General features: G+C 57.9%; 25 protein-coding genes. 16 read left to right on the top strand and 9 right to left on the bottom strand.

All coding sequences use genetic code 11. The annotated features are described in order from the left end of the window. Positions 1 to 198: 198 nt before the first annotated feature. The 3 genes from J0X19_RS24300 to J0X19_RS24290 form a co-directional block, all read right to left on the bottom strand. Positions 199 to 1,128 carry a DUF6624 domain-containing protein gene (locus J0X19_RS24300; RefSeq protein WP_242583392.1) on the bottom strand — a complete coding sequence of 310 codons (930 nt, stop codon included), beginning with the start codon at positions 1,126 to 1,128 and terminating at the stop codon, positions 199 to 201. Between the two features lie 161 nt (positions 1,129 to 1,289). After that, entirely contained in the window at positions 1,290 to 2,168 is an 879-nt protein-coding gene (locus tag J0X19_RS24295) for an ATP-grasp domain-containing protein (protein ID WP_206987012.1), read from the bottom strand. Between the two features lie 121 nt (positions 2,169 to 2,289). Continuing rightward, entirely contained in the window at positions 2,290 to 3,591 is a 1,302-nt protein-coding gene (locus tag J0X19_RS24290) for an amidohydrolase (protein ID WP_206987011.1), read from the bottom strand. A 178-nt stretch (positions 3,592 to 3,769) separates the two neighbouring features. Here J0X19_RS24290 and J0X19_RS24285 point away from each other — a divergent pair, with 178 nt between their 5' ends. Beyond that, positions 3,770 to 4,426: a phosphatase PAP2-related protein gene (locus J0X19_RS24285; RefSeq protein ID WP_206987010.1), complete on the top strand. Its 657-nt coding sequence runs from the start codon at positions 3,770 to 3,772 to the stop codon at positions 4,424 to 4,426. 21 nt (positions 4,427 to 4,447) lie between these two features. On the opposite strand, the gene J0X19_RS24280 is transcribed toward J0X19_RS24285, so the two are convergent. From J0X19_RS24280 to J0X19_RS24270, 3 genes are all read right to left on the bottom strand, one after another. Further along, positions 4,448 to 5,404, bottom strand: a complete 957-nt coding sequence (locus tag J0X19_RS24280) for a phytanoyl-CoA dioxygenase family protein (protein ID WP_206987009.1) — start codon at positions 5,402 to 5,404, stop codon at positions 4,448 to 4,450. Positions 5,405 to 5,591: 187 nt separating this feature from the next. Next, on the bottom strand, positions 5,592 to 6,377 hold the full coding sequence (locus tag J0X19_RS24275; protein ID WP_206987008.1) for an SDR family NAD(P)-dependent oxidoreductase: 786 nt from the start codon (positions 6,375 to 6,377) through the stop codon (positions 5,592 to 5,594). Positions 6,378 to 6,462: 85 nt separating this feature from the next. After that, complete coding sequence (locus J0X19_RS24270; protein ID WP_206987007.1) at positions 6,463 to 7,278, bottom strand: phytanoyl-CoA dioxygenase family protein; 816 nt, start codon at positions 7,276 to 7,278, stop codon at positions 6,463 to 6,465. 227 nt (positions 7,279 to 7,505) lie between these two features. Here J0X19_RS24270 and J0X19_RS24265 point away from each other — a divergent pair, with 227 nt between their 5' ends. From J0X19_RS24265 to J0X19_RS24235, 6 genes are all read left to right on the top strand, one after another. After that, positions 7,506 to 8,318 carry a WG repeat-containing protein gene (locus J0X19_RS24265; protein WP_206987006.1) on the top strand — a complete coding sequence of 271 codons (813 nt, stop codon included), beginning with the start codon at positions 7,506 to 7,508 and terminating at the stop codon, positions 8,316 to 8,318. Between the two features lie 130 nt (positions 8,319 to 8,448). After that, the gene (locus J0X19_RS25200) at positions 8,449 to 9,231 is read left to right on the top strand and encodes an energy transducer TonB (protein ID WP_206987005.1); all 783 of its coding nucleotides are present in this window, start codon (positions 8,449 to 8,451) and stop codon (positions 9,229 to 9,231) included. A 632-nt stretch (positions 9,232 to 9,863) separates the two neighbouring features. Continuing rightward, on the top strand, positions 9,864 to 11,420 hold the full coding sequence (locus J0X19_RS24250) for a hydroxymethylglutaryl-CoA reductase (RefSeq protein WP_206987003.1): 1,557 nt from the start codon (positions 9,864 to 9,866) through the stop codon (positions 11,418 to 11,420). Positions 11,421 to 11,464: 44 nt separating this feature from the next. Then, complete coding sequence (locus tag J0X19_RS24245; RefSeq protein ID WP_206987002.1) at positions 11,465 to 11,932, top strand: hypothetical protein; 468 nt, start codon at positions 11,465 to 11,467, stop codon at positions 11,930 to 11,932. Between the two features lie 130 nt (positions 11,933 to 12,062). Continuing rightward, entirely contained in the window at positions 12,063 to 12,839 is a 777-nt protein-coding gene (locus tag J0X19_RS24240; RefSeq protein WP_206987001.1) for a hypothetical protein, read from the top strand. After that, entirely contained in the window at positions 12,836 to 14,422 is a 1,587-nt protein-coding gene (locus tag J0X19_RS24235; protein ID WP_206987000.1) for a T9SS type A sorting domain-containing protein, read from the top strand. Before J0X19_RS24240 ends, J0X19_RS24235 begins: the two co-directional genes overlap by 4 nt. A gap of 117 nt (positions 14,423 to 14,539) precedes the next feature. On the opposite strand, the gene J0X19_RS24230 is transcribed toward J0X19_RS24235, so the two are convergent. After that, the gene (locus tag J0X19_RS24230) at positions 14,540 to 15,067 is read right to left on the bottom strand and encodes a hypothetical protein (RefSeq protein WP_206986999.1); all 528 of its coding nucleotides are present in this window, start codon (positions 15,065 to 15,067) and stop codon (positions 14,540 to 14,542) included. Between the two features lie 280 nt (positions 15,068 to 15,347). Beyond that, positions 15,348 to 16,556, bottom strand: a complete 1,209-nt coding sequence (locus tag J0X19_RS24225) for a homogentisate 1,2-dioxygenase (protein WP_206986998.1) — start codon at positions 16,554 to 16,556, stop codon at positions 15,348 to 15,350. Positions 16,557 to 16,709: 153 nt separating this feature from the next. Here J0X19_RS24225 and J0X19_RS24220 point away from each other — a divergent pair, with 153 nt between their 5' ends. Next, positions 16,710 to 17,705 (top strand): transglutaminase-like domain-containing protein, encoded by a 996-nt coding sequence (locus J0X19_RS24220; protein ID WP_206986997.1) that lies wholly within the window; start codon positions 16,710 to 16,712, stop codon positions 17,703 to 17,705. A 141-nt stretch (positions 17,706 to 17,846) separates the two neighbouring features. On the opposite strand, the gene J0X19_RS24215 is transcribed toward J0X19_RS24220, so the two are convergent. Continuing rightward, positions 17,847 to 19,493, bottom strand: coding sequence for a S41 family peptidase (locus J0X19_RS24215; protein WP_242583390.1), 1,647 nt, complete (start codon positions 19,491 to 19,493; stop codon positions 17,847 to 17,849). Positions 19,494 to 19,911: 418 nt separating this feature from the next. Between J0X19_RS24215 and ruvX the strand changes: the two genes are divergently transcribed. The 8 genes from ruvX (at position 19,912) to ftsY (ending at position 24,501) form a co-directional block, all read left to right on the top strand. Continuing rightward, positions 19,912 to 20,322, top strand: a complete 411-nt coding sequence (ruvX, locus tag J0X19_RS24210; RefSeq protein ID WP_206986995.1) for a Holliday junction resolvase RuvX — start codon at positions 19,912 to 19,914, stop codon at positions 20,320 to 20,322. After that, a complete protein-coding gene (gene def / locus J0X19_RS24205; protein WP_206986994.1) occupies positions 20,319 to 20,918 on the top strand; it encodes a peptide deformylase in 600 nt (199 codons plus the stop codon). Before ruvX ends, def begins: the two co-directional genes overlap by 4 nt. 109 nt (positions 20,919 to 21,027) lie before the next feature. Further along, a complete protein-coding gene (locus J0X19_RS24200; RefSeq protein WP_394369138.1) occupies positions 21,028 to 22,011 on the top strand; it encodes a zinc dependent phospholipase C family protein in 984 nt (327 codons plus the stop codon). 127 nt (positions 22,012 to 22,138) lie between these two features. Continuing rightward, the gene (locus J0X19_RS24195; RefSeq protein ID WP_206986993.1) at positions 22,139 to 22,318 is read left to right on the top strand and encodes a DUF5522 domain-containing protein; all 180 of its coding nucleotides are present in this window, start codon (positions 22,139 to 22,141) and stop codon (positions 22,316 to 22,318) included. Between the two features lie 138 nt (positions 22,319 to 22,456). Then, positions 22,457 to 22,696: a 50S ribosomal protein L28 gene (gene rpmB / locus J0X19_RS24190; protein WP_022825070.1), complete on the top strand. Its 240-nt coding sequence runs from the start codon at positions 22,457 to 22,459 to the stop codon at positions 22,694 to 22,696. A 281-nt stretch (positions 22,697 to 22,977) separates the two neighbouring features. Beyond that, a complete protein-coding gene (gene rpmG, locus J0X19_RS24185) occupies positions 22,978 to 23,160 on the top strand; it encodes a 50S ribosomal protein L33 (protein WP_022825071.1) in 183 nt (60 codons plus the stop codon). 7 nt (positions 23,161 to 23,167) lie between these two features. After that, a complete protein-coding gene (locus J0X19_RS24180) occupies positions 23,168 to 23,329 on the top strand; it encodes a DUF4295 domain-containing protein (protein ID WP_022825072.1) in 162 nt (53 codons plus the stop codon). 197 nt (positions 23,330 to 23,526) lie between these two features. Beyond that, positions 23,527 to 24,501: a signal recognition particle-docking protein FtsY gene (gene ftsY / locus J0X19_RS24175; RefSeq protein ID WP_206986992.1), complete on the top strand. Its 975-nt coding sequence runs from the start codon at positions 23,527 to 23,529 to the stop codon at positions 24,499 to 24,501. Positions 24,502 to 24,636: the final 135 nt, after the last annotated feature.

Here is a 24,636-nt window from a genome sequence, read left to right as displayed (position 1 = left end):
CTAGCTTCCACTCACGTTCGGTTAATTCATGACGACGCATGAGGCAAAATTACTGCCTTTGCTGTCCACACAGCCTAGTCCACAACTACTTCTACACTCCAGATAGCACGGGTGGCACCCGCCACCAAAGAACAGGAGGCCGAAGCATGGTGCCCCGACCTCCGTTTAGTAGCCATGAAGGATACCTGCAGTAACGCTTTATTTCGCAGGCAGCTTGTAGTCGAGGCCGAAGCGCTTGGCGTAGCTGGCCAAAGGCTCTAGGCCCATTGCCGCGCGGCGCTCATCCACGTGGGCCTCATCCTCAATGGCATGGAACGCCATCTTATTGGTTTTCGGGTCGTTTCTGAGTTGGCTGCCATACACCTGGGGTTTGCCTTGCCACATCAGCAGCCGGTCCTGGAGTAGCGCATACGCCGATTTCGACAAGTCACCCCGTTCCATGGCCTGCTTCGCCATGGGGAAGTATTTTTCCATGGTAGGCAGGTCGGAATGCTGGATAACCAGAAAAACCGTTTCGTTGCCCATCTTCCCAACCTCCTTCCGGGTGGGCCAGCCGTGAGCGTCGAGCAGAGCCGTTACCTTTTTCAGGTTGCGGGCATCAGTTGCTTCCATTTCCTTCCAAAGCGCCCTCATCTGCTCGGATTCAGCGCCGTATTTCTTTTCGATTTCCTCGTATTTCTGGCGTCCGCCTTGGTCGGCGGCATAAATGGAATCTAGCTGTTGCTTGAGCGGCTTGTTGTAGCCGGCTTCCAGCTTGGCCACGGTGGCTTCCAGCTTGGTAAGCATCGGCTGCCAGCGCTTATCGGTGTGCAGGGCGGTGAGGTCGGTGTCCTGCTTTACGTGGGCCACGTTTTCCCAGCCGGCTAGGGTGGCGCGGTCTAGGTACTGAAAGGCCTTGTTGGCGTCGCCAGCCAGCGCCCAGCTACAGGCGGCGTTGTAGAAGTCGGAGTTGGTGGGTTGGGCTTTGCTTTGCTTGAAGGCCTGGTCGTACAGCTCGCCCGAAGTGCGGTAGTTTTTCGCGTTGTAGGCATCCGACGCCTGCCGGTTTAGCTTGCTGAACTCACCCTGCGCGAATACAGAAGCGGCACTCAACAGCAGGGCGGCCAGAAGGAATGTAGCTTTTTTCATAGGAGCGAACAGGAATAAGTAAGATGCTGCAAGTAAGTAGCTTGCCGTTGAAATTGGATTACAAAATATGGCCATCCAGCTATAAGCGCACAACGGGCGCCACTCCCAGGAGTAGCGCCCGTTGTTATCGGTTGCAGTGCTTCGCTTACCAACCCGTTGAGCTACACCCGGCTGGCCCGCAAGGCGGCTTCATAGCGCGCAAACGACTCCGGGGCGGCGGTGTCCAGGTACAGAAACGGCTCAATCAGCTCCAGCTCCATCAGCAGAAACTCGCCGGCTACTTCCACGCCATCTACGCGGGCGTAGAGGCAGTTTTGCGCAAAACGCTGCGCAATGTCGTCGGCGGTGCGGCGCAGGTGGGTGGGGGGCTGCTGGGGCTGAATGCCGCCGCCCAGGTAGTGTTGCACCCGGAAGTCGCCGGACTTCGGGGTCTTCAGGACGCAGTGGCTGTACTCGCCCCCCAAATACACCAACGACCATTCACCCTGGGTCTGGATTTCGGGTAGAAACGGCTGAGCCAGAAAGTCTTCGGCCCGCAGTAAGTCGGTCAGCTCCGGAGTGCGCGCCTCGGCGTCGGCAGGCGTGAGGTTGAACGTGTTTTTGGCCCCGCCGCTAATGGCAGGCTTCACCACCAGCCGGTCGGTGCCCAGCGCTGCAAACAGGGCCTCCGCCTGAAACGCAGTGCCGCGGGGCAGCCAGTGCGTGGGTACAATCCGGATGCCCTGGCGCTCCATATCCAACAGGTACTGCTTGTTGGCGTTCCACCGAACGGTGGCTACGGGGTTGAGCATCGGTACCTGTTGCTGCTCCATTCTATCGAGCCAGGCGTAAAACTCCGGCGCCCTATCAAAGTAGTCCCACGGCGACTTGAGCACCACCACGTCGTAAGCCCGCCAATCAACGGCCGGGTTGCTCCAGATGCGGGGCTCTACGTGGTGGCCGTGTGCCCGCAGGTGGCGCGTGAGCAGGCTGTCTTCGTCGTCGATGTTGGGAGCCGCGTACTGGGCCAGACTTTCGCAGGTAACTAAGGCAATATTCATTACAGATTTTTCAACGCAGCGGGTGCGGATGGTTCGCTCAGTACGCAGATTTTGGCGGCGCGGACGTGGGCAGCGGCGGCGGGCTTCTGGTCGGGCACTTGTTGGGGCAGGCCGGTCGGGCCTACTTCCTGGCCCCCAGATAATCGGCGGCCAGGGTGGCCAGGGTTTGCACCCCCAGCGTGAGGCCACTATCATCAATGAAGAAGTTGGCAGTGTGGTGCGGCGCGGTGTCAGCGGGGTTTTTGCCCTTCGGCATGCCGCCCACAAACACAAACAAGCCGGGTACTTTCTCCTGGAAGTAAGCAAAGTCCTCGGCTCCGGTTACCGCCTTTTGCACGGTTACATGCGCGGGGCCGGCCACCCGGCGCAGGGTGGGGGCCATCTGCTCGGTCAGGCGTGGGTCGTTGTAGGTAATGGGGGCGTAGTTCACAATGTCCACTTCGGCGGTGGCCCCGGCACTTTCGGCAATATTGGTGGCAGTGCGGCGCACGGCAGCCCAAATTTTCTGCTGCATGTCTTTGTCGAGGGTGCGGATGGTGCCGGTCAGCTCCACCTGCTCGGGGATGATGTTGTTGCGCACCCCGCCATGAATCATGCCCACCGTAATGACAGCCGCATCCTGGGTTAGCTCCACTTGGCGGCTGATGATGGTTTGCAGGCCCGTTACAATCTGCGCGGCCGTTACCACCGGGTCTACGGCCAGCCACGGATACGCCCCGTGCGCCGATTTGCCCTTCACTTTTATCGTGAATACGTCGGACGAAGCCATGGTGCCTTCGGGGCGGTATTTGAGGGTGCCCACCTCGGTTTGGGCGTTGATGTGCAGCCCAAAAATGGCGTCTACCTTGGGGTTGTCGAGCACGCCTTCCTGCACCATCAGCTTGGCCCCGCCCACCACGCCCGGCAACGAGCCTTCCTCGGCTGGCTGGAAGATAAACTTAACTGTGCCTGATAACTCCTTTTTCACTTGGCTGAGCACCTCGGCGGCCCCCATAAGCATCGCCACGTGCGAGTCGTGGCCGCAGGCGTGCATTACGCCCACTGGCTGGCCTAAGTACGTGGTTTTCACGGTTGAGGCAAAGGCTAGGCCGGTAGCTTCGGTTACGGGCAAACCATCCATGTCGGCGCGCAGGGCCACCACCGGGCCGGGCTTGCCGCCGCGCAGAATGCCCACCACACCCGTGCGTCCTACGTTAGTCTGGACTTCCAGGCCCAGCTTTTTCAGGTGCGCAGCTACAATACCCGCGGTGCGTTTTTCCTCGTTGCCCAACTCCGGGTGCTGGTGAAAGTCGCGGCGCCAGGTAATTACTTTTGCCTCTTCGGCCTGCGCCAGTTGGGCAATGCGGGCATTGAGGGCAGGATTTTGCGCAACAGCCGGCAGCGCCGGTAAAGCCAGAGAAGCCAGCAGGTAAGAATGCTTCATAGATAAGCGAGAAAAGAGCAGTATGGGGCAAAAGATACAGCGCCAGCGGCAGGATTGCAGCACCGCGCCGTGGTTTGTGGCCGCCAAAGCCCCGTACCCAAGCGTTGATGCGAGCATCTTCACTTAGTGATACAGCAGTAATGGCTATTTTTGCGGCTTGTTGCCGTTTGCTTGCCGTATGCCTCGTCTTGTTTCCGCGCCGAAGACCCCATCCGCCGCTTGGCCCGCTGCCTGGCAGCGTCCCACGTTTCGATATAGGCTGCTACTCACGTTGGCCCTGCTGATTGGGTTGGTAGCCAACCTGCCGCGCTTTTTTGCCTGGGTACAAGCGCGCCCCGGCGCCCTGCTCCCCGACCCGTTGCTGGCCCTGCTGCCCGCCCACGATGTATCGTGGTTCACCTTCATTATCATCTACTTGAGTGTGGGTGCCACGCTAGCCTACGTGCTGCCACGCCCATACGTGCTGCTGCGGCTGCTGGCCGCCTACTGGCTGATGCAGGCCAGCCGGGTGCTGCTGCTGGCCCTGCTGCCACTGGAGCCGCCCATCGGCCTGCTCCCCCTCCGCGACCCTATCATCGATACGTTCATTTACGTAGCGGCCGGGCCCATCACCAAGGATTTGTTTTTCTCGGGCCATACTGCCACCGTCATGTTGCTGGCCTTGGCAACGGAAGGTGCCCGCCGCCGCTGGCTGCTGGCAGCCACTGCTGCCGTGGGCCTGCTGGTACTGGTACAGCATGTGCACTACACCTATGATGTGCTGGCCGCACCCCTCTTTGCGCTAGGCTGCTACTGGCTGGCCGGTTTTTGGGCGCGGTTCAAAAAAAGCGCTTAGCGCTGCATTTCCTAAGCTGCGTTATGGCTTAGGCGCCGTTAGGTTCTTTAGGCGTATAAGCGCTGTGCTGGGCAAGGCCTTCTTTAGCACGGATAACGCCAAGCCCCGAATAGTTTTCGGGAGAATGTTCTTTTGCAGCAACCACAGATCCTGGAGCGACATGGTAGCCACGGAAGTCTGCGGGAAAGTCGGGTAGCTGGCTTTCAGGCCGAATCCCAGGTAACTCAGAATGGCCGGATCGGTATTGTCTACAAACGACGGGTTGATAAGCAGCTGCTCACCATGCCCAAGGTGGTTTTCGAAGAGGGCATCAATCTGAAACAGGAATGTTTTTCTTTTGAAACCCGGCACGTCAAAGGGTTTTGCCCTGTGAATTAAATGAGTGTTACACAGAATCAAACTTCCCTTCGGGGCTTGCACGGATACAATGTCGGCGCTGTGCGTTTGGTCGATGTATTTGTCGGCAAAAAAACGTTGGTTATGCTGCGCCGACCATTTATGCGACCCTGGAATTAATTGAAACGGATTAATTTCGGATACGTCGGATAAATAGAACAGAAATAAAATACCCGGTAGTTCGTGCTTGCCTTTGAAGGTGTTGCCGTCCTGAAGGTTATTATCGGTGTGCCAGGGCATGTGCGCCTTGGTGTGCGTCTCGAAAATGCGCTGGTTGCTGATTTTATGGGGGCCGGCAAAAAAGCTACTGCATATAGCCCTTACCTTCTCGTGCGTAACTAGGTCGTAGCAGCATTTGGAAACCGCCAGCGTGTGCGAATGGAAATTCATGCTGCTGGCGCGCACTACCCCCACGTTGTTGTTATTGACGAGGTATTCTTTTAGCTCGATGCAGCTTAATATTTCAGCAAGGGCGTCTTCCGCAATTATATCTTCAAAAAGATAATATCCATCCCCGGTTGTAAGCGCCTGCGCTATTTCAATTGGGTTGCAACTGTTGAAGGCAGCTCTGTATACATCCATGAGCGAAGCAGTTGCGCGGTTAGTTTCGGGTATACTTACTATTCTCAGATAACTATTTCCGAAATAAAACTACTGACGAGCTTCGCTAAAAAACTATTGTATAGAAGGGTATAGAGGACGCAAGTTTATAATAAATAAGAAAGCTAATATAGTATGCGCTGCTTCATTTCTTAAATGAAAGCGCTGTTTATTTCAAGTGCTTCTCGTAGATGCCGGCGGCAATTTTCTCGGTCAGGGCCTTAGGTACCAGGCTGGTGAGTTTCGAGGAAATCTTGTTCAGGGCCCCCGGAATAACTTCTGCTTCACCGGCCAGCAAAGCGCCAATACCGAACTGTGCCACCTGGGCAGGCGTCATGGATACTTTGTTGGCGGTGGCTTGCAGCCCGGCACTCATGCCGGCCCGGTCGGCAAAATCGGTGGTGGTGGCGCCGGGGCTCAGGCAGGTAACGGACACGCCCGACTCGCGCAGCTCGTAGCGCAGCCCGCGTGAAAAGCTCAGCAAGAACGCCTTGCTGGCCGCGTAGAGCGTGAGTGTGGGCACGGCCTGATACGCTGCGGTGCTGGCCACGTTTAGGATGTAGGCTTTGGCCTGCCGGTGCAGCAGCGGCAACAGCCGGTGCGTGAGGGCCACCGGCAAGTGCATGTTCAGTTGCAGCATGGCCTGCTGCTCGGTTAGCGTCAGCTCTTCAAAGCGGCCCCACATACCGTAGCCCGCATTGTTAATCAACACGGCCAGCTCCTGCGTTTGGTGGTTCACCCATTCCGTCACTTGCTCGGCCGCGTGAGGTGCAGCCAGGTCGCAAGGCAGGGTATGCGCCTTAATGCCGTGCTGCTGCTGCAACTCAGTGGCTAGCTGCTCGAGCTGGTCGGCGGAACGAGCCACCAGCAGCACGTCGTAGCCACGGCCAGCCAATTCGGTGGCGAAAGCGCGCCCAATTCCACGAGAAGCACCAGTAATGAGAGCAGTAGGCATAAGGTGAACTAGTGAGGTGGTGGACTGGTGAATTTGATGTTCTGGTGGCTCGATAAGGCGTCAAACTCACCAGTTCACCACCTCACTATTTCACCAGATGGAGAAACCGCAGATAGAACGGCGTGGGGCTGTTTTCCGACTTGGGCTGATACTTGCCGGCCAGAATGGGGATGTACATTACGCGGCGGCGCGACACCTCGCCCACCAGCGGCGACTGCGCCACCCGGTGCCACATGCGGCCATCGTGCACGGTCAGGTCGCCGGCTTCGGTTTCTACGGCTATTTCGTTGGGGTCGTAGCTAACGTCTTTGTAGTATTTCTTGCGAAACAGCATTTCGCGCAGGGGCTGGCGGTGCGTGCCGGCAATCAGGCGCAAACCGCCATTGGTGGCCGGCGTGCCATCCAGGTGAAAGCCCACGTTGAGCATGGGCCCGATGCGCTTGCCGTAGAACACGTCGCGCAGCGAGTCGGTGTGCCAGCCCATCTGCGAGAACTCGCTGCCGGGCACGTTCACGTAGTGGTTGATAACCAGACCATCCTTCTCGTTGATGCCAACCCGGCCGCCGGGTGCTTCCAGCAGCGGAAACAAGGCCTGAAAGCGTGGGTCATCCAGGAATTCGCGCAGCTCGGGGCTGTAATGGTTGGCGAAGGCAAAGCGCTGTACAATCGGCGACCCATCCACGTCCTTGCCGTACTTGATGGGTACTCCGTTCACTTTCTGAACTCCGTCGGTCAGCCACTGCTGCTGCACCTGCTCGGAAGCCCGAAGCAGCCGCTGCACCGTGCTGAGGTCGGCGAAGCCCTTGAAATGCAAGAAACCGTGTTTTTGAAAGAACGCCAGTTGCTCAGCCGTGAGGGCAGAGCCCAAGGTAAAGCGTGGATAATTCTGTAGTGAAGACATAGGGAGCGGAGGCGGCCAGGGATGCGCCTGCGGGCACAAAGATACAAGAGCAAGCGCCGACAGCAGCCGGTTGAGCTTGTGGCGGCGTAAAATTAGGGTAACAAAGAAAAAGAGGTCAGTACCGAAGTGAGGAAAGCGGAGGCAAGGTGTGGGGCATGGGGTGAAGAATGTGTGAATCAACCGGCCCGGTGCCGATAGGTTTTACCGGCTTGTGTACTTTCGTTGCAATGCGTGGTTTTCAGTTTATTCTGGGGTGGTGGCGGCAGGTGCTGGTGGGGCTTTTAGTGGTGAGCATGCTGCCGCGCGAGGCACCGGCCCAAACGGCAGGTGCGCGCCTTGTCCCGTTTCGGCAAGGCACCCGCTGGGGCTACGCCGATGCCCAGCGCCGCCTGGTGCTGCCGCTGGCCTATGACGAGGTCGGCCCTTTTGTGGAAGGCGCCGCCTGGGTACGACAAGGGCTGCTTTACGGCTATATCGATACCACGGGCCACGCCCTCACGCTGGTGCAGTATAACCGTGCCGGCAACTTCGGGCAGGGCCGTGCCACCGTGGAACTGGGCGGTAAAACCTTCGTAATCGGTTCGGACGGTCAGCCTCTCACCGCACCGCCCGAGCCTGAGTTGGAAACCGACTACCTGGAGCAAGGCGACCTGGTGCGCCGCCAAGGCAAGGTTGGCTTCCGGTTCACGGCGGGTTCCAACACGGTAGTGCCCACCGAGTACGACGAAATCCGGGACCTGCACCACGACGGCCTGCTGCTGGTGCGCCAGGGCCCAAAGTGGGGCGTGCTCAACGGCAAAGGCAAGCTCACGTTGCCGGTAGCGTATGATGCCATCCGGGCCACGGCCGCCAACGGCTTCGCGTATCCGGTGGTAGAGCTGGCCGGCCGCTTCGGCTACCTCGACGACAAGGGCGGCCTGCTAACCAAGCTGAAATACACCGCCGCCGAACCCTTTGCAGCGGAAGTAGCCCGCGTAACCACCCCCGACGGTAAAACCGGCTACCTCGACAACCGCGGCCGGGAGTATTGGCAGGAGTAAGCGAGGTAGCACCGGGCGCCGGCGTAGTGAATCGTTGGGGCTGGTGCCTGATACTGCGGCGCGGCTTCCATCGTTCAACCATACGCGAAGCAAAGGCTTCGCGCTACCGTGCTTCTGTTTCGTATATTCCGTGCCTGCCCATCCCGCCATGCTGCCGCTGCCCATCCTCAACGTCCGCCTGAACGCCTGCCACGAAGACTGGCAGCAAATGACGCCCACCGAGCAGGGCCGCCACTGCGCCCAGTGCAACCGCACCGTCATCGACTTCACCACCCGCACCCAAGCCGACCTGGAAGCCGCCTTCCAAACCTCTCCCGACGGCCGCGTGTGTGGCCGGTTCCGGCCAAGCCAGCTCGCGCCCCCACCCCAGCTACGCCCGAAGCTGCGCCGGTTTCTGGTAGCGTTGGTGCTGGTATGCGGGTTGGGATTAACAAGCGGCGAGGCGTGGGCGCAGGTGCGGCAGGCGGCCCGCGCGGCTAATTGTGCAAGCTCTACCGAGCTTGTACTGAAAACGCCACAGGAGTTGAATCCGGTAGCACTAACTGAGTTGGATAAACCCTTACTGGCACCGCTAGGAGACGTTCCGGTTAAGGAACAGCCACTATTTGGGATGGTGAATGAAATAATGCCGGCCTATAAAAACGGAGAGTTAACTCAGTTCATTGCGAAAAACGCAAAATGGCCTACTAGCAGCAAACCGATAAACGCAGAAGGCAAAGTATTCATAGGCTTTATCGTAGATAAGACCGGCGGAGTGCGTGACGCAAAAGTGCTAAAAGGCATTCATCCGGCGCTGGATGCGGAAGCACTGCGGGTAGTTCAACTTCTCGACAAACAGTTTACCCCTGGCCAGCAAAACAACCTACCGGTAGACGTGCGCTATGTTGTCCCGGTAACATTCAAGCGTGAATAGATGCTTAAATTTCTACATGTGTCGTTGCTATTGTGCCTAACTGGCGGAGCGGCGTGGGCACAATACATGCCACCAAAATTCGTCCCGCCTTCGTGGCGCGGGCAGGTTGATACCAATGGTCTATCAAGTGAAAAAATAGTACCTGCGCTGACTATAGATGCGCAGTTTCGTCCTTCACTGATTGACAACCCACCCCGCTTCAAAGGAGGCGAAACAGCCTTGAAACGGTTTCTGCAAAAGAATCTGCGTTTTCCACCCTTATTACTCCGGTCTAATGTGGAAGGGTGGACCAGAATTCAGTTCATTGTAGATGTCAACGGTTGTATCTGCAATCCAGTGGTACACAAAAGCCTTTACTGGGCTTGGGACGACGAAGTACTGCGGGTCGCGAAATTACTTGATTACAGGTTTGAGCCAGCAACCTATAATGGCGAGTTGGTTGCTAGTTCTTACGTTCTATCCGTTCCGTTTTCTATAAAGTAGATAGCCTGCAACTGCCTTTCCAGAAAAATTGGTCTTGGGGGTTTGAGGTATCATCTCAAGCAGATGACCCACGGGATACTTTAGCTATTCCCCGAAAAATTCGCACTTTCCCGCTCTCATCATTCCACGCCCACTCGCTCAGCCCTCCTATGATTTTCACGCCTAGCCCCATGCTGCTCAAGCTGCTCTATACCCGCGGCAGCTTGCACAACACGCCCGAAGGCGTAGCCTTCAGCATCAAGAACCGCCTTGATACGGTGCGCATCACCCGCATCGACCATGTACAGCTGGATGGGGTGAAGATTGGGGTGGAGCAGATTGCGCTGGACTTAGGCAACGGCGACGTGCGGCCCGCCACCGTGTTCAACGCCGATAGTGCCGGTTTTACGCTGCCAGTAGGGCAGGCGGCCACGTTCCATCTGGCTACCGAGCACCTCGCCGAAGGCATCCATACGGTGCAGGTGCAGTTCGCCGCCGACCCCTTCGGTGACCTGACCGTGGAGGTAGAGGATGCCATTGCCCACCAGCCCGAAAACCGCACCAAAATTCCGCGCGACGACCAGGACGACTACTCCGACGCGGCCATTCAGGCCCGGCAGCGCTTCGCCGAGGACTTCTCCGGCCAAGAGTTCCAGCACCTCAAGCACTACTCGTTTGATGCCCACACGCTGCAAGGCAACTGCGAGCATTTCACGGGCGTGGCCCAGATTCCGGTGGGGCTGGCCGGACCGCTGCACGTCAACGGGGAACACGCGCAGGGCGACTTCCTGATTCCGATGGCCACCACCGAAGGCACCCTGGTAGCCAGCTACAACCGCGGCATTCAGGTGCTCAATATGTGCGGCGGCGTGAAGTGTACCGTCATTGGCGACGCCATGCAGCGGGCACCGGTATTCGTGTTCGATGATGCCCGCGGGGCCCGGGACTTCGGGCGCTGGGTGGCCGAGGAAATCGAACGGATTCGGCCCGAGGCGGAAAGCACCTCGCGCGTAGCCAAGCTGCAATACATTGATACGTATCTGGCCAACAAGTTTGCTTACCTGCGCTTCAACTACAGCACCGGCGACGCGGCGGGCCAGAACATGGTAGGCCGGGCCACCTTCGCGGCTTGCTCCTGGATTCTGGAAAACTACAAAGGCGCGCCCATCCGGCATTTTTACCTGGAATCCAACTTCGCTACCGACAAGAAAGCCTCGCAAATCAACGTGATGCGCACCCGCGGCAAACGGGTGGTGGCCGAAGCCCTCATCAAGCGCGACGTGCTGCAACAGCGCATGCGCGTCACGCCCGAGCAGCTGGCCTACCACGGGCAAGTCAGCAACGTGGGCGCATTCCTGAGCGGAGCCAATAATAACGGCGCGCACTCCGCCAACGGCATCACCGCCCTGTTCATTGCCACCGGCCAAGACGTGGCCAACGTGTCGGAATCCAGTGCGGGCGTGCTCTATTCCGAAGTAACCAAGGAAGGTGATTTGTACCTGAGCATCACCATTCCAAGCCTGATTGTAGCTACCCACGGCGGCGGCACCGGCCTAGCCACCCAAAACGAGTGCCTCCGTATGCTGGGCTGCGTGGGCCGCGGCACCGTTAATAAGTTCGCCGAAATAGTGGCCGGCGTGGTGCTAGCCGGTGAGTTAAGCCTGGGTTCGGCCATCAGCAGCTCCGATTGGGTGAGCAGCCACGAGCAGTACGGCCGCAACCGCTAGGCAGTAAGCGCATTCTTAACAACCGCCTCCATTTTCTGCCCGATATGATTTCCACTGCATCCCCCTATGTCTCTGGTATCGTTTGGGCTGGTCTGCTGCTAGCGGGGTCGGCGGCAGCTGCCCAAACCACTCCCGCACCGGTGCCCATACCAAACGCAACGGCACCGAAACCTGGCGTCAAGATGCTGGACGGCCAGAAGGTGTACCGGTTCGTGGAGAAGATGCCGGTGTACCTGAATGGGGGACTGGAGGGACTGCAAACGTATATTATCGGCCACGTAACCGGCGGGGCAACCAGCGGCAGCCGGGCCTATGTGACATTCGTAATCGACCGGGCGGGCAACGTGCGCAACCCGGCATTTGGGGGCGGTAGTGCGGAAGACGCCGCGGCCGTAGAGCCAGTGCTGGCCAGCGCCTTTGCGGGTATTGGCAAGTTTCGGCCCGGTTCCCAGAACGGCAAGCCAGTGAATGTGGAACTGACGGTTGCCCTCGTGAGGCGCCCGAAAAAATAGCACCGCTTCCAGCCGGTAGCAAGCAAACTGGCGCCTATCTGGCGGCGGGCAAATGCCTTCGGGCAACTATACATATGGTCACCGCTCCGGCGGCCTGCTTATATTTACTGAACGTATAATTTTCGAGGTTATGAAACGTACTATCCTGCCGCTACTCACCATGCTGAGCCTCACGGCCACTGCCGCCTTTGCTCAGGCCGGCATGAACTCCTACGATATGGCCGACATTACGCGCGGCCGGCCCACCTCTACGCGCAACCTCAACAAGAACACCGGCGACCATGCCGCCGCTATTGCCAGCACGCCTCCTTTGGCCTACTACAACCAGGGTTGGAATGCTGGCACCGTGCAACAGCTCGACGGGCAAACCGGCCCCGTGAGCGGCCTACGCTATAACCTTGGGCTGCAATGGTTGGAAGTGCAAGATGCCTCCGTGCCTAATGGCATCCGGGTGTATCCGAGCGGCAGCCTCAAATCTTTCACGCTGGTACCGGGTGCGGGCCAGGTTCCCCACGTATTTCGGGAGTATAAATACAGCTCTACCCGCGCCGGTAGTGGCCGGGGCTTCATGGAAGAGCTGAACCGCACCGGCGCAATCCGGCTGTTGGTGCGCCACACTTTTGAAGAGCGTCCCGCCGAAATCAATGCGGCTCTGAACACCGAGGTGCGGCCCGCGCAACAGTTGCACGTCAGCACTCTGTTTGTGGTGCAACCCTCTAAACCCGATTTAGCCACCGAGCTGACCTTGGACCGCCGGAGCGTAATGCGGCTCTTCAAAAGCCGAGCCGTCGAACTAGACGACTACGCCAAAAGTCAGCCCCGCATCCTGGACTACACCAACCTGAATGATGTATTGCAACTGGTGGAGCACTACAACACTCTGGTAGCTGATACGCCGGCAAAATGAGAAAATTGCTACCCTTCACCAGTGGCGTGGCGCTGCTGATTGGCTTGCCGGTAGCCTTACGGGCCCAGTCGCCGCACCCCAACGTGCTGGTCAGCACCCAGAACACGCCCAGCGAAACGGCTATTGCCATCAACCCCAAAAACCCCCAGCAGCTGATTGCCGGGGCCAACCTCAACAACCAGTACAGCTCCCTCGACGGTGGCCAGACCTGGACCTGGCGTACCCTCACCTCGCCCTACTCCGTGTGGGGCGACCCGGTGGTGGTGGCCGATACCACCGGGGCGTTCTACTATTTTCACTTGTCCAACCCCGGCGCTACCACTATTGCCTTTCCGTTCATTGATCGGCTGGTGGTGCAGCGTGCGGCCTCGGCTGCCACGCCGTTCAACTACCGCTCGTTTTTCGCTTACAACCCGCCCAAGCAGCAGGACAAGGAATGGGTAGCCGTGGATAGGCGTACCAACGCTCTGTACGTCACCTGGACTGAGTTCGACACCTACGGCAGCCTAGGCAGCCAGGACAGTTCGCGCATCCTGTTCAGCCGCTCCACCGACCAGGCCCAGACCTGGAGTACCCCGCGGCGCATCAGCTTTTATGGTGGTGATGCCGTGGATGAAGATGCCACCGTGGAAGGCGCCGTGCCCGCCGTGGGGCCGAATGGCGAAGTGTACGTGGCTTGGGCCGGGCCGCGGGGTATCGTGTTCAACCGCAGCCTGGACGGCGGCCAAACCTGGTTGCCGCGTGAGCGAACCATTGTAAACCAGCCTGGCGGCTGGGAGCAGGCCGTACCCGGTATCTATCGTGCCAACGGCCTGCCCGTAACGGTGTGCGACGTCAGCCCTGGCCCGACCCGTGGCAACCTCTACGTGAACTGGACCGACCAGCGCAACGGCCCCACCGATACCGACGTGTGGCTGGCCCGCAGCGCAGATGGCGGCCAGACCTGGAGCGCGCCCATCCGCGTCAACAACGACCCGCCCGGCCGCCACCAGTTCTTCACCTGGATGACCGTAGACCAGGTCACCGGCCATTTATGGTGCGTGTTCTACGACCGACGCAACAACAGTTCAGCCCTCGATACCCGCACCGAAGTATTTGCTGCCCGCAGCACCGATGGCGGCCAGACTTTCCAGAACTTCCGCCTCAGCCAAAGCCCCTTCACCCCCGACGAAACCATTTTCTTCGGCGACTATACCAACATCACGGCCCACAACAATGTGGTGCGCCCCGTCTGGACGCGGATGGACAACCGCCAAACCAGCGTCTGGACGGCTCTTATCAACGTGCCGGTGCTAGCCACGCCCAGCGCCGCCGGGCTGCCGGGCCTCAGCCTGCATACCTACCCCAACCCTGCCCGCCACACTCTCAACCTGGCCTTGCAGGTACCCCTGGCCACAACCGCCACCATCAAGCTGCTCACCCCCGATGGCCGGCACTTGCGCACCGTAGTTGAAAACGAACCCGTAACTGCCGGGCAGCGCCAGCTCAGCCTACCCGTGCAAGACCTGCCGCCTGGTGCCTACCTCCTCGAAGCCCAAATCGGTAGCCAGCGCCTGCACCGCAAGGTAATCGTGGTGCGGTGAGCCCTGTAGAACACTATGCCCTCTGCGCAAACTTCTGCGCCTTCTGTGGGCTAAAAATACAAGCACAAAAAAGCCCCGCTCATTACTGAACGGGGCTTTTCATTAATCCTCCAACACTTACAGCGGGTCAGCCGTGACTTTGAAGCGGGTATCACAGCGGAGCGTAATGTCGCTGGATATGGGCTTGCCGATTTCGGCCTTGGTGGTGAGCGTGTAATTCTTTGCCTTGATGTACTTGTCGAGCACGGCGTTGCTGGGGTTGAGCGTGATGGTTTTTACGCCCTGCGGTACCTGGGGCAGCGAAGCCAGCAGGATCTGGTCGTTGCTGTCGGTGCTGATGTAGATTTCGATGCGCCGCAGGAAGTCGAAGTTTTCACTGCTGGGGTCGGTGATGGTGAGCGTAAGGCGGTTGAGGCTCACGTTTTTCACTAGATCGGCGCGGGTACCTTCGTTGCTGAACTTTTCATCCGAGCGAGTCGGCACCGTGAGCGGCGTAAGCGGCACCAGTTGTCCCAGCGGAAATCCACCCGAAACCTTGATGTTCTGCGAGTCTTCGATGTAGAATGTCAGTAGCTTATCGATCTTCTTGCAGCCTACTGCCGCCAGTACAAACAGAAGGGGAATGTAAAACAGTATTTTTTTCATGGTGTTTAAATTTTATAATGAAATATACGACGCGAAATACTAGGTAGATTGATAGAAAAGGTAAATAAAACGCCTCCCCAAGGAAATTCAGGGAGGCGTTAAATTTTGTACTAACAGGATGCAATAGTTGAGCTTGTGAAGCTAAAACGATGGAACGTCATGCTGAGCGCAGTCGAAGCATCTCGCGTGCTGACGTTGTAGTGATATTGAGTGTACCACACTAGCGAGATGCTTCGACTGCGCTCAGCATGACACCATCAATATTTCACTATCTCACCACCTAGTCCATCATGTCGGCAGACTTGGGTGGGTCGGGCACGAAGCCGGGCTGCCAACTCATGGGGTAGCGCGCATCCAAATACTGCAAGGCTGTTTCGGTGAGATAAAGCGGCCGGAACGTGTCCACCATAACGGCTAGTTCGTGGGTTTCTTTCTTACCCAGGCTGGCCTCCACAGTGCCGGGGTGTGGCCCGTGCGGAATGCCACTGGGGTGCCAGGTGAACGAAGCCAAATCCACGCCCTTGCGCGACATGAAATTGCCGGCCACGTAGTACAGCACCTCATCCGAATCGACGTTAGAATGGTTGTAAGGCGCTGGGATGCTCAGCGGGTGGTAATCGAATAGCCGCGGTACAAACGAACAGATAACGAAGTTGTTAGCCTCAAAATGCTGATGCACGGGCGGCGGCTGGTGTAGGCGGCCGGTTATCGGCTCGAAATCATGAATGCTGGTAGCATAGGGGTAGAAGTACCCATCCCAGCCCACCACATCGAACGGCGAGTGGGCGTAGGTGAGGTGGTGCAGCTGGCCTTCCTTCTTGATTTTCAGCAGGTACTCACCCGATTCGCGCACGTCGTCGGTTATCAGCTCGCTCGGCGGCCGGATGTCCCGCTCGCAGTACGGCGAGTGTTCCAGCAGCTGCCCGAAGTGGTTGCGGTAGCGCCGGCAGGTTTCCACCGGGCTAAACGACTCGATAATCAGCAGCCGAACCGGGCCGTCTTCGAAGTGTAACTGGTGAATCACCGTGCGCGGAATCACCACGTAGTCGCCGGGCTCGAACACTACTTTGCCCATCTGGCTCCACAGCTCGCCCCGGCCTTCGTGCACGAAAATCACCTCGTCGGCCAGCGCGTTCTTGTAGTAGTAGTCCATGCGCTGCTCGGTGGGGTTGCAGATGCTGAGCGTCACGTCGGCATTCCCGAACATGGTTTGGCGGGCGGCCAGGTAGTCGCCGCCGGTGGTGGTTTGGGCTAGGGTGCGCAGGTGGCTGGGCTGCAACGGCCGGTCTTTTAGCAGCTTAGGGCTGTAGGGCTCGGGCGTGCCTACCTGCCGGATGTCGGTGGGTGGGTGCTGGTGGTAGAGCAACGACGACACGCCGTGAAAGCCCAGCGTGCCCACCAGCTGCTCGGCATAGAGTGTGCCGTCGGGCTGGCGAAACTGGGTGTGGCGCTTGCGCGGAATCTGGCCGAGGCGGTGGTAGTAAGCCATACGAACAGAGCGGGTTTGGGTGGATGGATGGGGAAAAGCTTGGGGGCTTGAAGGTAAGAAGGTTTAGGAAGAGCCGCATCTATCGGCGGCCAGGGCCGTACCTTTGCTGATGCCAGCCGCCGGCTGCTTTTCTCGTCTGCTTGCCACTGCCTTATGACCCTGTTTCCCTGGCTGCTTAGTGCCTTGTCGTTATTGTCGCCCGTAAGCCCGCGCCCGGCTACGCCCCGCACGCGCACCTTCACCTTCGACTACACCGCCACGCTGCCCGCCGCCCCCGCCGGCACCGACTCGGTGGAGCTGTGGCTGCCCATTCCGCACCCCGATGCCTCGCAGGATATCCGGGAGTTGAAAATCAATACCAAAGTGGCCTACACCATCACCGATGCGCCCTTCGGCAACAAGGTGCTGCACCTGAAAGTGCCCGCTGCGCAAGCCGCCGGCCTTACCGTGGACATGCAGTTTCAGGCCACCCGCCGCGAGCATCAGAATCCATTCTTGACCGGCGCCACTGCCAAGAAGGTGCGCCCGGCGGAAGCCACTGACCCCAACATGGCCCGCTGGCTGGCCCCCGACCGTCTCGTGCCCCTCGACCCCAAAATCAAAGGCTGGGCGCAGGAAGTGGTAACGAAAGCCCACGCCAAAACCGACCTCGAAAAAGCCCGTGCCATCTACGAGCACGTGGTGAGCACCGTCACCTACGACAAAACCGGCCAGGGCTGGGGCCGCGGCGACATCTACTACGCCTGCGACGCCCGCCGCGGCAACTGCACCGATTTCCACGCCGTGTTCATTGGCTACTGCCGCGCCTTGGGCATTCCGGCCCGCTTCAGCATCGGCTTTCCGCTGCCCACCGAGCGGGGTACTGGCGAAATCAAGGGCTACCACTGCTGGGCCGAGTTCTACACCAAGCAAACCGGCTGGGTGCCCGTCGATGCCTCCGAAGCCGCCAAGGACCCCTCCCGCCGCACCTACTTCTTCGGTGCCCACGACGAAAACCGCGTGGAGCTCACCCGCGGCCGTGACTTGGTGCTGAATCCCCGGCAGGAAGGCGCCCCGCTCAACTACTTCGTGTACCCCTACGCCGAAGCCGATGGCAAGCCGCTGGAAGGCGTAAAAGGCCAGTTTCGGTACCAGGATGTAGGTAAATAAGCAACGCGGAAATCAGTGTTGTCCCAAAATCAAAATGCCCGGAGTTCCTCGCTCCGGGCATTTCGCAGTATAGCCTCACCTAATTATAAAATATAAAATCTGGATAGGGTTGGGTAAGTTTTTGGATAGATGGGGTAAAGCCTATTTCATAGATAGTTTTTGGATAGGATTGGCCGAGCCGTTGCTCACGGCTAGTAGTGCTTGTTTGATTTCCACGTCCTGCTCGTGCAGCACGGCGTAGTAGGTGGCCTTGCCGTAGGCACTGCGCGCGATGTACGCCTTGAGCTGGTTGCGCAACAGGCTGGCACAGGTTCGCAAATGGGTGGGGTTGGCCGGCATGCCGTCGTGAGCCGCCAATTCCACCAAGCCTTGCAGCTGGGCATCGGTGATGCGGAAAGAGCTTAGGTACTGCTCCGGCCGCAACGCCTCAATTTCCGCTTTGTGCTCCTGGAAGTATTTCAGGGCGTATTCGCGTACCAGATTGTGGCTCTGCAGGCGGGTGTAGTACGCCGAAAAAGCCGATGTGTCACGCGGTACGAACAAATCGGGCATGATGCCGCCGCCGCCGTACACGGTGCGGCCGTAGTCGGTGTGGTAGCGCAACGAGTCGGCAAAACGGATGCTGTCGGCGTGGAATAGCTCCCCGTGCCGCAGCCGGTTCTGGAGGTCCTGCTCGTAAGCCGCCAGCCCTTTCCGGTACGACTTCTGGATGCTGCGGCCCGAAGGCGTGTAATAGCGCGCAATGGTCAGGCGCAGCTCCGAGCCGTCATTCAGCGCAATGGGTTGCTGTACCAAGCCCTTCCCAAACGTGCGGCGGCCAACTACCAGCGCCCGGTCATGGTCTTGCAGGGCGCCCGCTACCACTTCGGCTGCCGAGGCACTGCCTTCATCCACTAGCACTACCAGCGGGCCTTCCTCAAACTCGCCAGTTACTCTGGAAAACGTCTGGGTGTCGTATTGGTCGCCTTTGCCGTCGGTGTACACCAGTTTTCGGGTGCCCCCGATGAACTCGTCGGCTAGCTTAGTGGCGCGGTCGAGGTAGCCGCCGGGGTTGCCGCGCAAATCCAGTACCAAGCTGGTCATGCCCTGGCGGCGCAAATCACCTAGCGCCTGCTTGAACTCATCATAGGTGCCACTAGCAAAGCGGCTGATTTTGATGTAGCCGGTTTGCTTGTCGAGCAGGTAGGCCACGTCCACCGAATTGTTGGGAATCCGGTTGCGAATCAGCGCCACGTTTATCGGTTTCGCTTGTCGGCGGCGCAGCAGTTGCAACACCACTTTTGAGCCCCGAATGCCGCGCAGCTTGCCAAACATCTGCTCGGTAGTGATGTGAATGCCCGATACCCGCTCGCCGTTCACCGCCATTATCCGGTCGCCGGGTTGCAGGCCTGAGAGGTCGGCCGGTCCGCCGCTAAGTGGCGCTACTACCGTTACGGTGTCGTGGAAAATATTGAATTCCACCCCCACGCCATCAAAGTCGCTTTGTAGGAAAGAAGCGGCTTGCTGTTGCTGCTTGGCCGGAATGAATGTCGAATGCGGATCGAGTTGCTCCAGCATGCGTCCAATAGCGTAGTCTGATAGTGCCTCCGCATTCACCGAATCCACATAGTCCCGGTCCACATAGCTCAACACCTCCTTGAACCGCAGATAACCGCGCACCGTGCCATCGGGGTTTTGACTGGATGGCCGAAACGGATTAGCACCCAGCAACACCCCGCACCCCAGCGCCAAAGCCAACAGCAGAGGCTGCCGAACCGGCCGCCGCGCAGTGCGAAGCGGAGCTTCCATGTACTCCGGTTGTGGCTTGGACATTAGGTTCATGAAGCAGTGAAGGCGTAAAATTTCGAGCTATAGAAAACGTTGAGTGTGTGAGATAATAAAGTTTAATATAAAAATAAATAGTTTAATAGGTATTTGTAAATTTCCGATAAAATTAAACTTTATTTTTATGATACGCTGCTAAAATCGTGGAAATAAGGAAATGCACCTGTTGCGAACTAAGCTGCTAAGCGGACGATGCAAATGTAGTTTATGGATTTATTGATGTCGGCCGGTTTCGGCCAAGGGCACGAAGAACACGGCTGACTGCAGTGTTCTGGTCGGCGAGTGAAGTAATTGAGTGTGACTGATTGTGTTGCTTGGTCGTACCTTTGTGGCCGTAGCCGTAGTGGCCGCGCCAGAGCCTCACCCTGAATGTCTTGCCTTCATGAGCCGTATTCTCGCCATTGATTATGGCAATAAGCGCGTTGGGCTAGCCGTAACGGACCCGCTTCAGCTCATTGCCACGCCTCTTGATACCGTACACAGCAAAGACCTGCTGGCGTACTTGAAAGCGTACCACTCGCGCGAGCCATTAGCGGCGTTGGTGGTAGGAATGCCCAAAACGCTGCTCAACGAAGCTACCGACAGCACTAGCGCCGTAGTGGGTTTGCTGCGGAGCTTGCGTCGCGAATTTCCTGAGGTGCCGGTGCACGAAATAGACGAGCGGTACACCTCCCGGATGGCGCACGCGGCTATGCTAGCTGGCGGCCTCAGCAAAAAGGACCGCCGCGACAAAGCCACCGTCGACCGGGTGTCGGCTACCATCATTCTGCAATCCTTTCTTGAATCCCGATGATTTACCCCATTGTTGCCTTCGGCGACCCGGTGCTTAAAACCCGCGCCAAGGACATTCCCGCCGATTTTCCGGCCGATGAGCTCAAGCAAATCGTGCACGATATGTACGATACCATGTACCACGCCCACGGCGTAGGGCTGGCCGCGCCCCAAGTTGCCAAAGGCATCCGCTTGTTCGTTATCGATTCGGAGCCGATGATCGACAACGAAGACGAAGAAACCGGCGAGCCACTACCCGACGCTGAGAAGGGCGTGAAGCGCGCCTTCATCAACCCCCAAATGGTACTTGAAACCGGCGAGGAATGGGGCTTCGAGGAGGGCTGCCTGAGCATCCCCGGCGTACGCGAAATGGTGTACCGCCACGAAACCATTGTGTTGCGCTACGAAGACGAAAACCGCCAGCCCCACGAGGAAACCTTCTCCGGCATGACGGCCCGCGTAATCCAGCACGAATACGACCACCTGGAAGGCGTACTGTTCACCGATAAGATTTCGGGCTTCAAAAAGCAGCTAATCAAAGGCAAGCTCACCCGCATCAGCAAAGGCGACGTGAATGCCGATTACCGCATGCGCTTCGCGGGCCAGGGCCGGCGGTAAAACAGTAATCAATAGACAGTTGAGGAGAGCCGCGCCGAACAGGATGCGGCTCTTTTTTTGCATATTGCTACCGGTTGTCTATTGACTTATTTGTAGGGTTGATTAAGTTATGAAGTATATCAACAAGATTCTATTTGTACTCTTCCTATCAGCGTGCTTGCTGCTGCCACATCAGCCGCAGGCGTGGGGCTTCTTCGGGCATCGGCTGCTCAACCGGCTGGCGGTATTCACGCTGCCGCCCGAAATGATAGGCTTCTACAAAACCAACATAGAGTATCTCACCGAAAACGCCACCCGCCCCGACTCGCGCCGCGCGGTAGTACCCGGCGAAGCCGCCCGCCACTTCCTCGATGCCGACGTGTACGGCGACTCGGCCCTGACGAAACTACCCCGCTCGTACGCCGATGCCGTGGCCAAGTACGGCGAGGATTCGTTGATGAAGCACGGCATTGTGCCTTGGCAGGTGGTGCGCATGAAAAGCCAACTCACCGAAGCCTTCCGCACCCGCGACGCCGACCGGATTCTGAGCCTTTCGGCCGACCTGGGCCACTACATTGCCGATGCCTGCGTGCCGCTGCATACCACGCACAACTACAACGGCCAACTCACCGGCCAACGCGGCATTCACGGCCTTTGGGAATCGCGCCTGCCCGAAATCCTGGCCGCCAACTACGACTTCTTCACTGGCCCCGCGCCGTACCTAGACCGGCCCTCCGAAACCATCTGGACCACCGTAGGCCGCTCCAATGCTGCGCTGGATTCAGTGCTGCGCTTTGAGAAGGAATTAACCGCAAAGTTTGATGAAGACAAAAAGTACGGCTTCGAGGAGCGCGGCAACCAAACAGTGCGGGTGTATTCCCGGGAGTTCAGCCGCGAGTACCACCAGCGCCTAGCAGGCCAGGTAGAGCGGCAAATGCGGCTGGCCCAACGTCTGATTGGGGCGTTCTGGTACACCTGCTGGGTGGATGCCGGCCAGCCCGACCTGGATAAGCTGCCCACGCAGCCCTCCCAGAAAGAACAGCTTCGGTTGGCGCAGGAAGCTAAAGACCTGCAACAAGCCCCTATGGCCACCGTGCCCGGCCACGAAGACTAAAAATCGGCAGCTTACGCTGAGGACAACATCTGATTCTGGTAGCCTTTCAACTGCGTCCGAGGTTTTGCTTCAGCGCAATTCGTAAAGTTCCGTTGAACTTTGCAGCGTATCTGCTTGCTGACTACTCATGCCCGATTCCTCGTTCCAGGCTCAGCCGCTCCAGCCCGGTGATTTTTATTTCACGCCGGAAGGCTACATGGTGTTCACGGAGCAGTATCATTTGCGGCGGGGCAACTGCTGCGGCAGCGGCTGCCGGCACTGTCCGTGGCGGAAAAGCCAAGGAAATAAGCCTAAAAATAAGGGCTAGCGGAAAGCAAGGTGCTCTATTCAGCTTAGAGTTATTGGGTTAACCAGCTATTTTTCAGTGCTTCGGTTTGGTTCTATCAAACTTATACCGATATTTGCGCCCCTGTTTCCAGCATTGTAACCTCAACATAACTATATCATGGCCCGAGTTTGTGATTTGACCGGCAAGCGTACCCGCGTAGGTAACAACGTGTCGCACGCTAACAACAAGACCAAACGCAAATTCTACCCGAATTTGCAGAAGAAGCGCTTTTACATCCCCGAGGAAGATTCGTGGGTGACGTTGAAAGTAGCTACCAGCACTATCCGCACCATCAACAAGAACGGCATCATGTCGGTCCTGAAGAAGGCAAAAGAGCAAGGCTTCATCGTTTACTAGTCGGGCGCAAGCCTCACGACTAAGCGAATTCATTGAAAGCGTACTTCTAATTCGGAATACTGTTTTTCGATTTAGAAGTACGCTTCTTCTATATTTTCAACTCAGGACGGAGTTGGTTTGCGAAGCAGCAAGCGGGTATAGCTGTAATTATGGAGAGGTAGGGCGGCGGCAACAAACCGCAACTCAGCTACTTAACAAATTAGCTATTTAACAATCAACCGCTTGTCTATTTCAAAAAGACCCGTACCTTTGCAGTCCTTAATCCCAAAAACCCCGTCGAGATGGCTAAGAAAGGAAACCGGGTGCAGGTAATCCTCGAATGCACCGAGCACAAGAACTCGGGTCAGCCGGGCACCTCGCGCTACATCACCACCAAGAACCGTAAGAACACGCCTGAGCGTATCGAGCTGAAGAAATTCAACAACGTGCTCAAGAAGATGACTGTTCACAAGGAAATCAAGTAATTGAGTTATGGCTAAGAAAGTAGTAGCAACCCTGAAAGTAGCCGGTGGCAAGGACTGGGCGAAAGTAATTCGCGCCGTGAAGTCCGACAAAACTGGTGCCTACACGTTCCGTGAGGAAATGGTGCCCGTAGACAAAGTGCAGGAGTACTTGAGCACTGGCGTTAAGTAGTTCAGCGCCTTCGTGGCTCCCTGATCGAAGTGAAGAAGTCCCGCCAGCGTGGGACTTTTTTCGTGTTGGGGCATTTGTACAGTGCTTGGTGCTTCGTTATTAGTGCTTAGGAAGCAGGCACCAAGCAAGAGGGAGTATGCAGACGCTTTTAGCGGCAACAACCTAAGCACTACCACCGAAGCACCAAGCACCACTCAATGGGCCTCTTCGATTTTTTCAAGAAAGACAAGGAAAGCAAGGAGCAGCAGCAAGCCCTGGATGAAGGGTTGCAGAAAACGAAAACTAGCTTTTTCGACCAGCTCAGTAAAGCCGTAGTAGGTAAAGCCACCGTCGATGAAGCCGTGCTCGACGACCTGGAAACGCTGCTCGTGCACGCCGACGTGGGCATTGACACAACGGTGAAGGTTATCGACCGGATTGAGAAGCGAGTGGCGCGCGACAAATACGTGAACACCTCGGAACTAGACCGGATTCTGCGCGAGGAAATCGTGGACTTGCTCCAGGACAACCGCACTTCCGGCTCCAGCGCCATCCTCGACCGGCCCGACAGCCCCGGCCAGCCCTTCGTGATTATGGTAGTGGGCGTGAACGGCGTGGGCAAAACCACTACCATTGGCAAGCTGGCGCACCGGTTTCATAGCGCCGGCAAGAAGGTGGTGCTGGGCGCCGCCGACACGTTCCGGGCTGCGGCCGTGGACCAGCTCATCATTTGGGGGCAGCGCGTGGGCGTGCCGGTTATTTCGCACGGCATGAACACCGACCCGGCTTCGGTGGCCTACGACGCCATCAAGCAAGGGGTGGACCTTGGAGCCGACGTGGTGATTATCGACACGGCGGGCCGCCTGCACAACAAGGTGAACCTGATGAACGAGCTGAACAAGATCAAGCGCGTGATGCAGAAGGTGATTCCCGACGCGCCGCACGAGGTGTTGTTGGTGCTGGATGGCAGCACAGGGCAGAACGCTTTTCTGCAAGCCAAGGAGTTCACCAAAGCCACTGAAGTATCGGCGCTGGCCATTACCAAGCTCGACGGCACGGCCAAGGGCGGCGTGGTAATCGGTATCAGTGACCAGTTGCAGGTGCCGGTGCGCTACATCGGGGTAGGGGAGAAGATGACCGACTTGCAGCTGTTTGATCGGCGTACGTTCGTTAACTCACTGTTCAGGAAATAGATACACTACGAGTAAAGTGTCATGCTGAGCTGGTCGAAGCATCTCGCGTGCTGATGTTGAATTAGGAGGTGTTAACAGTCGCGCAGCCAGAGGACGGTTGCGGCCAGGTGAATAAAGGCTAAAAAATGGGCCTCG

This window comes from Hymenobacter telluris, from assembly GCF_017313265.1.
In the GTDB taxonomy this organism is placed as follows: domain Bacteria; phylum Bacteroidota; class Bacteroidia; order Cytophagales; family Hymenobacteraceae; genus Hymenobacter; species Hymenobacter telluris.
Note: the sequence above shows the minus strand (reverse complement) of the source record. Positions and strands in the feature narration are given on the sequence as shown.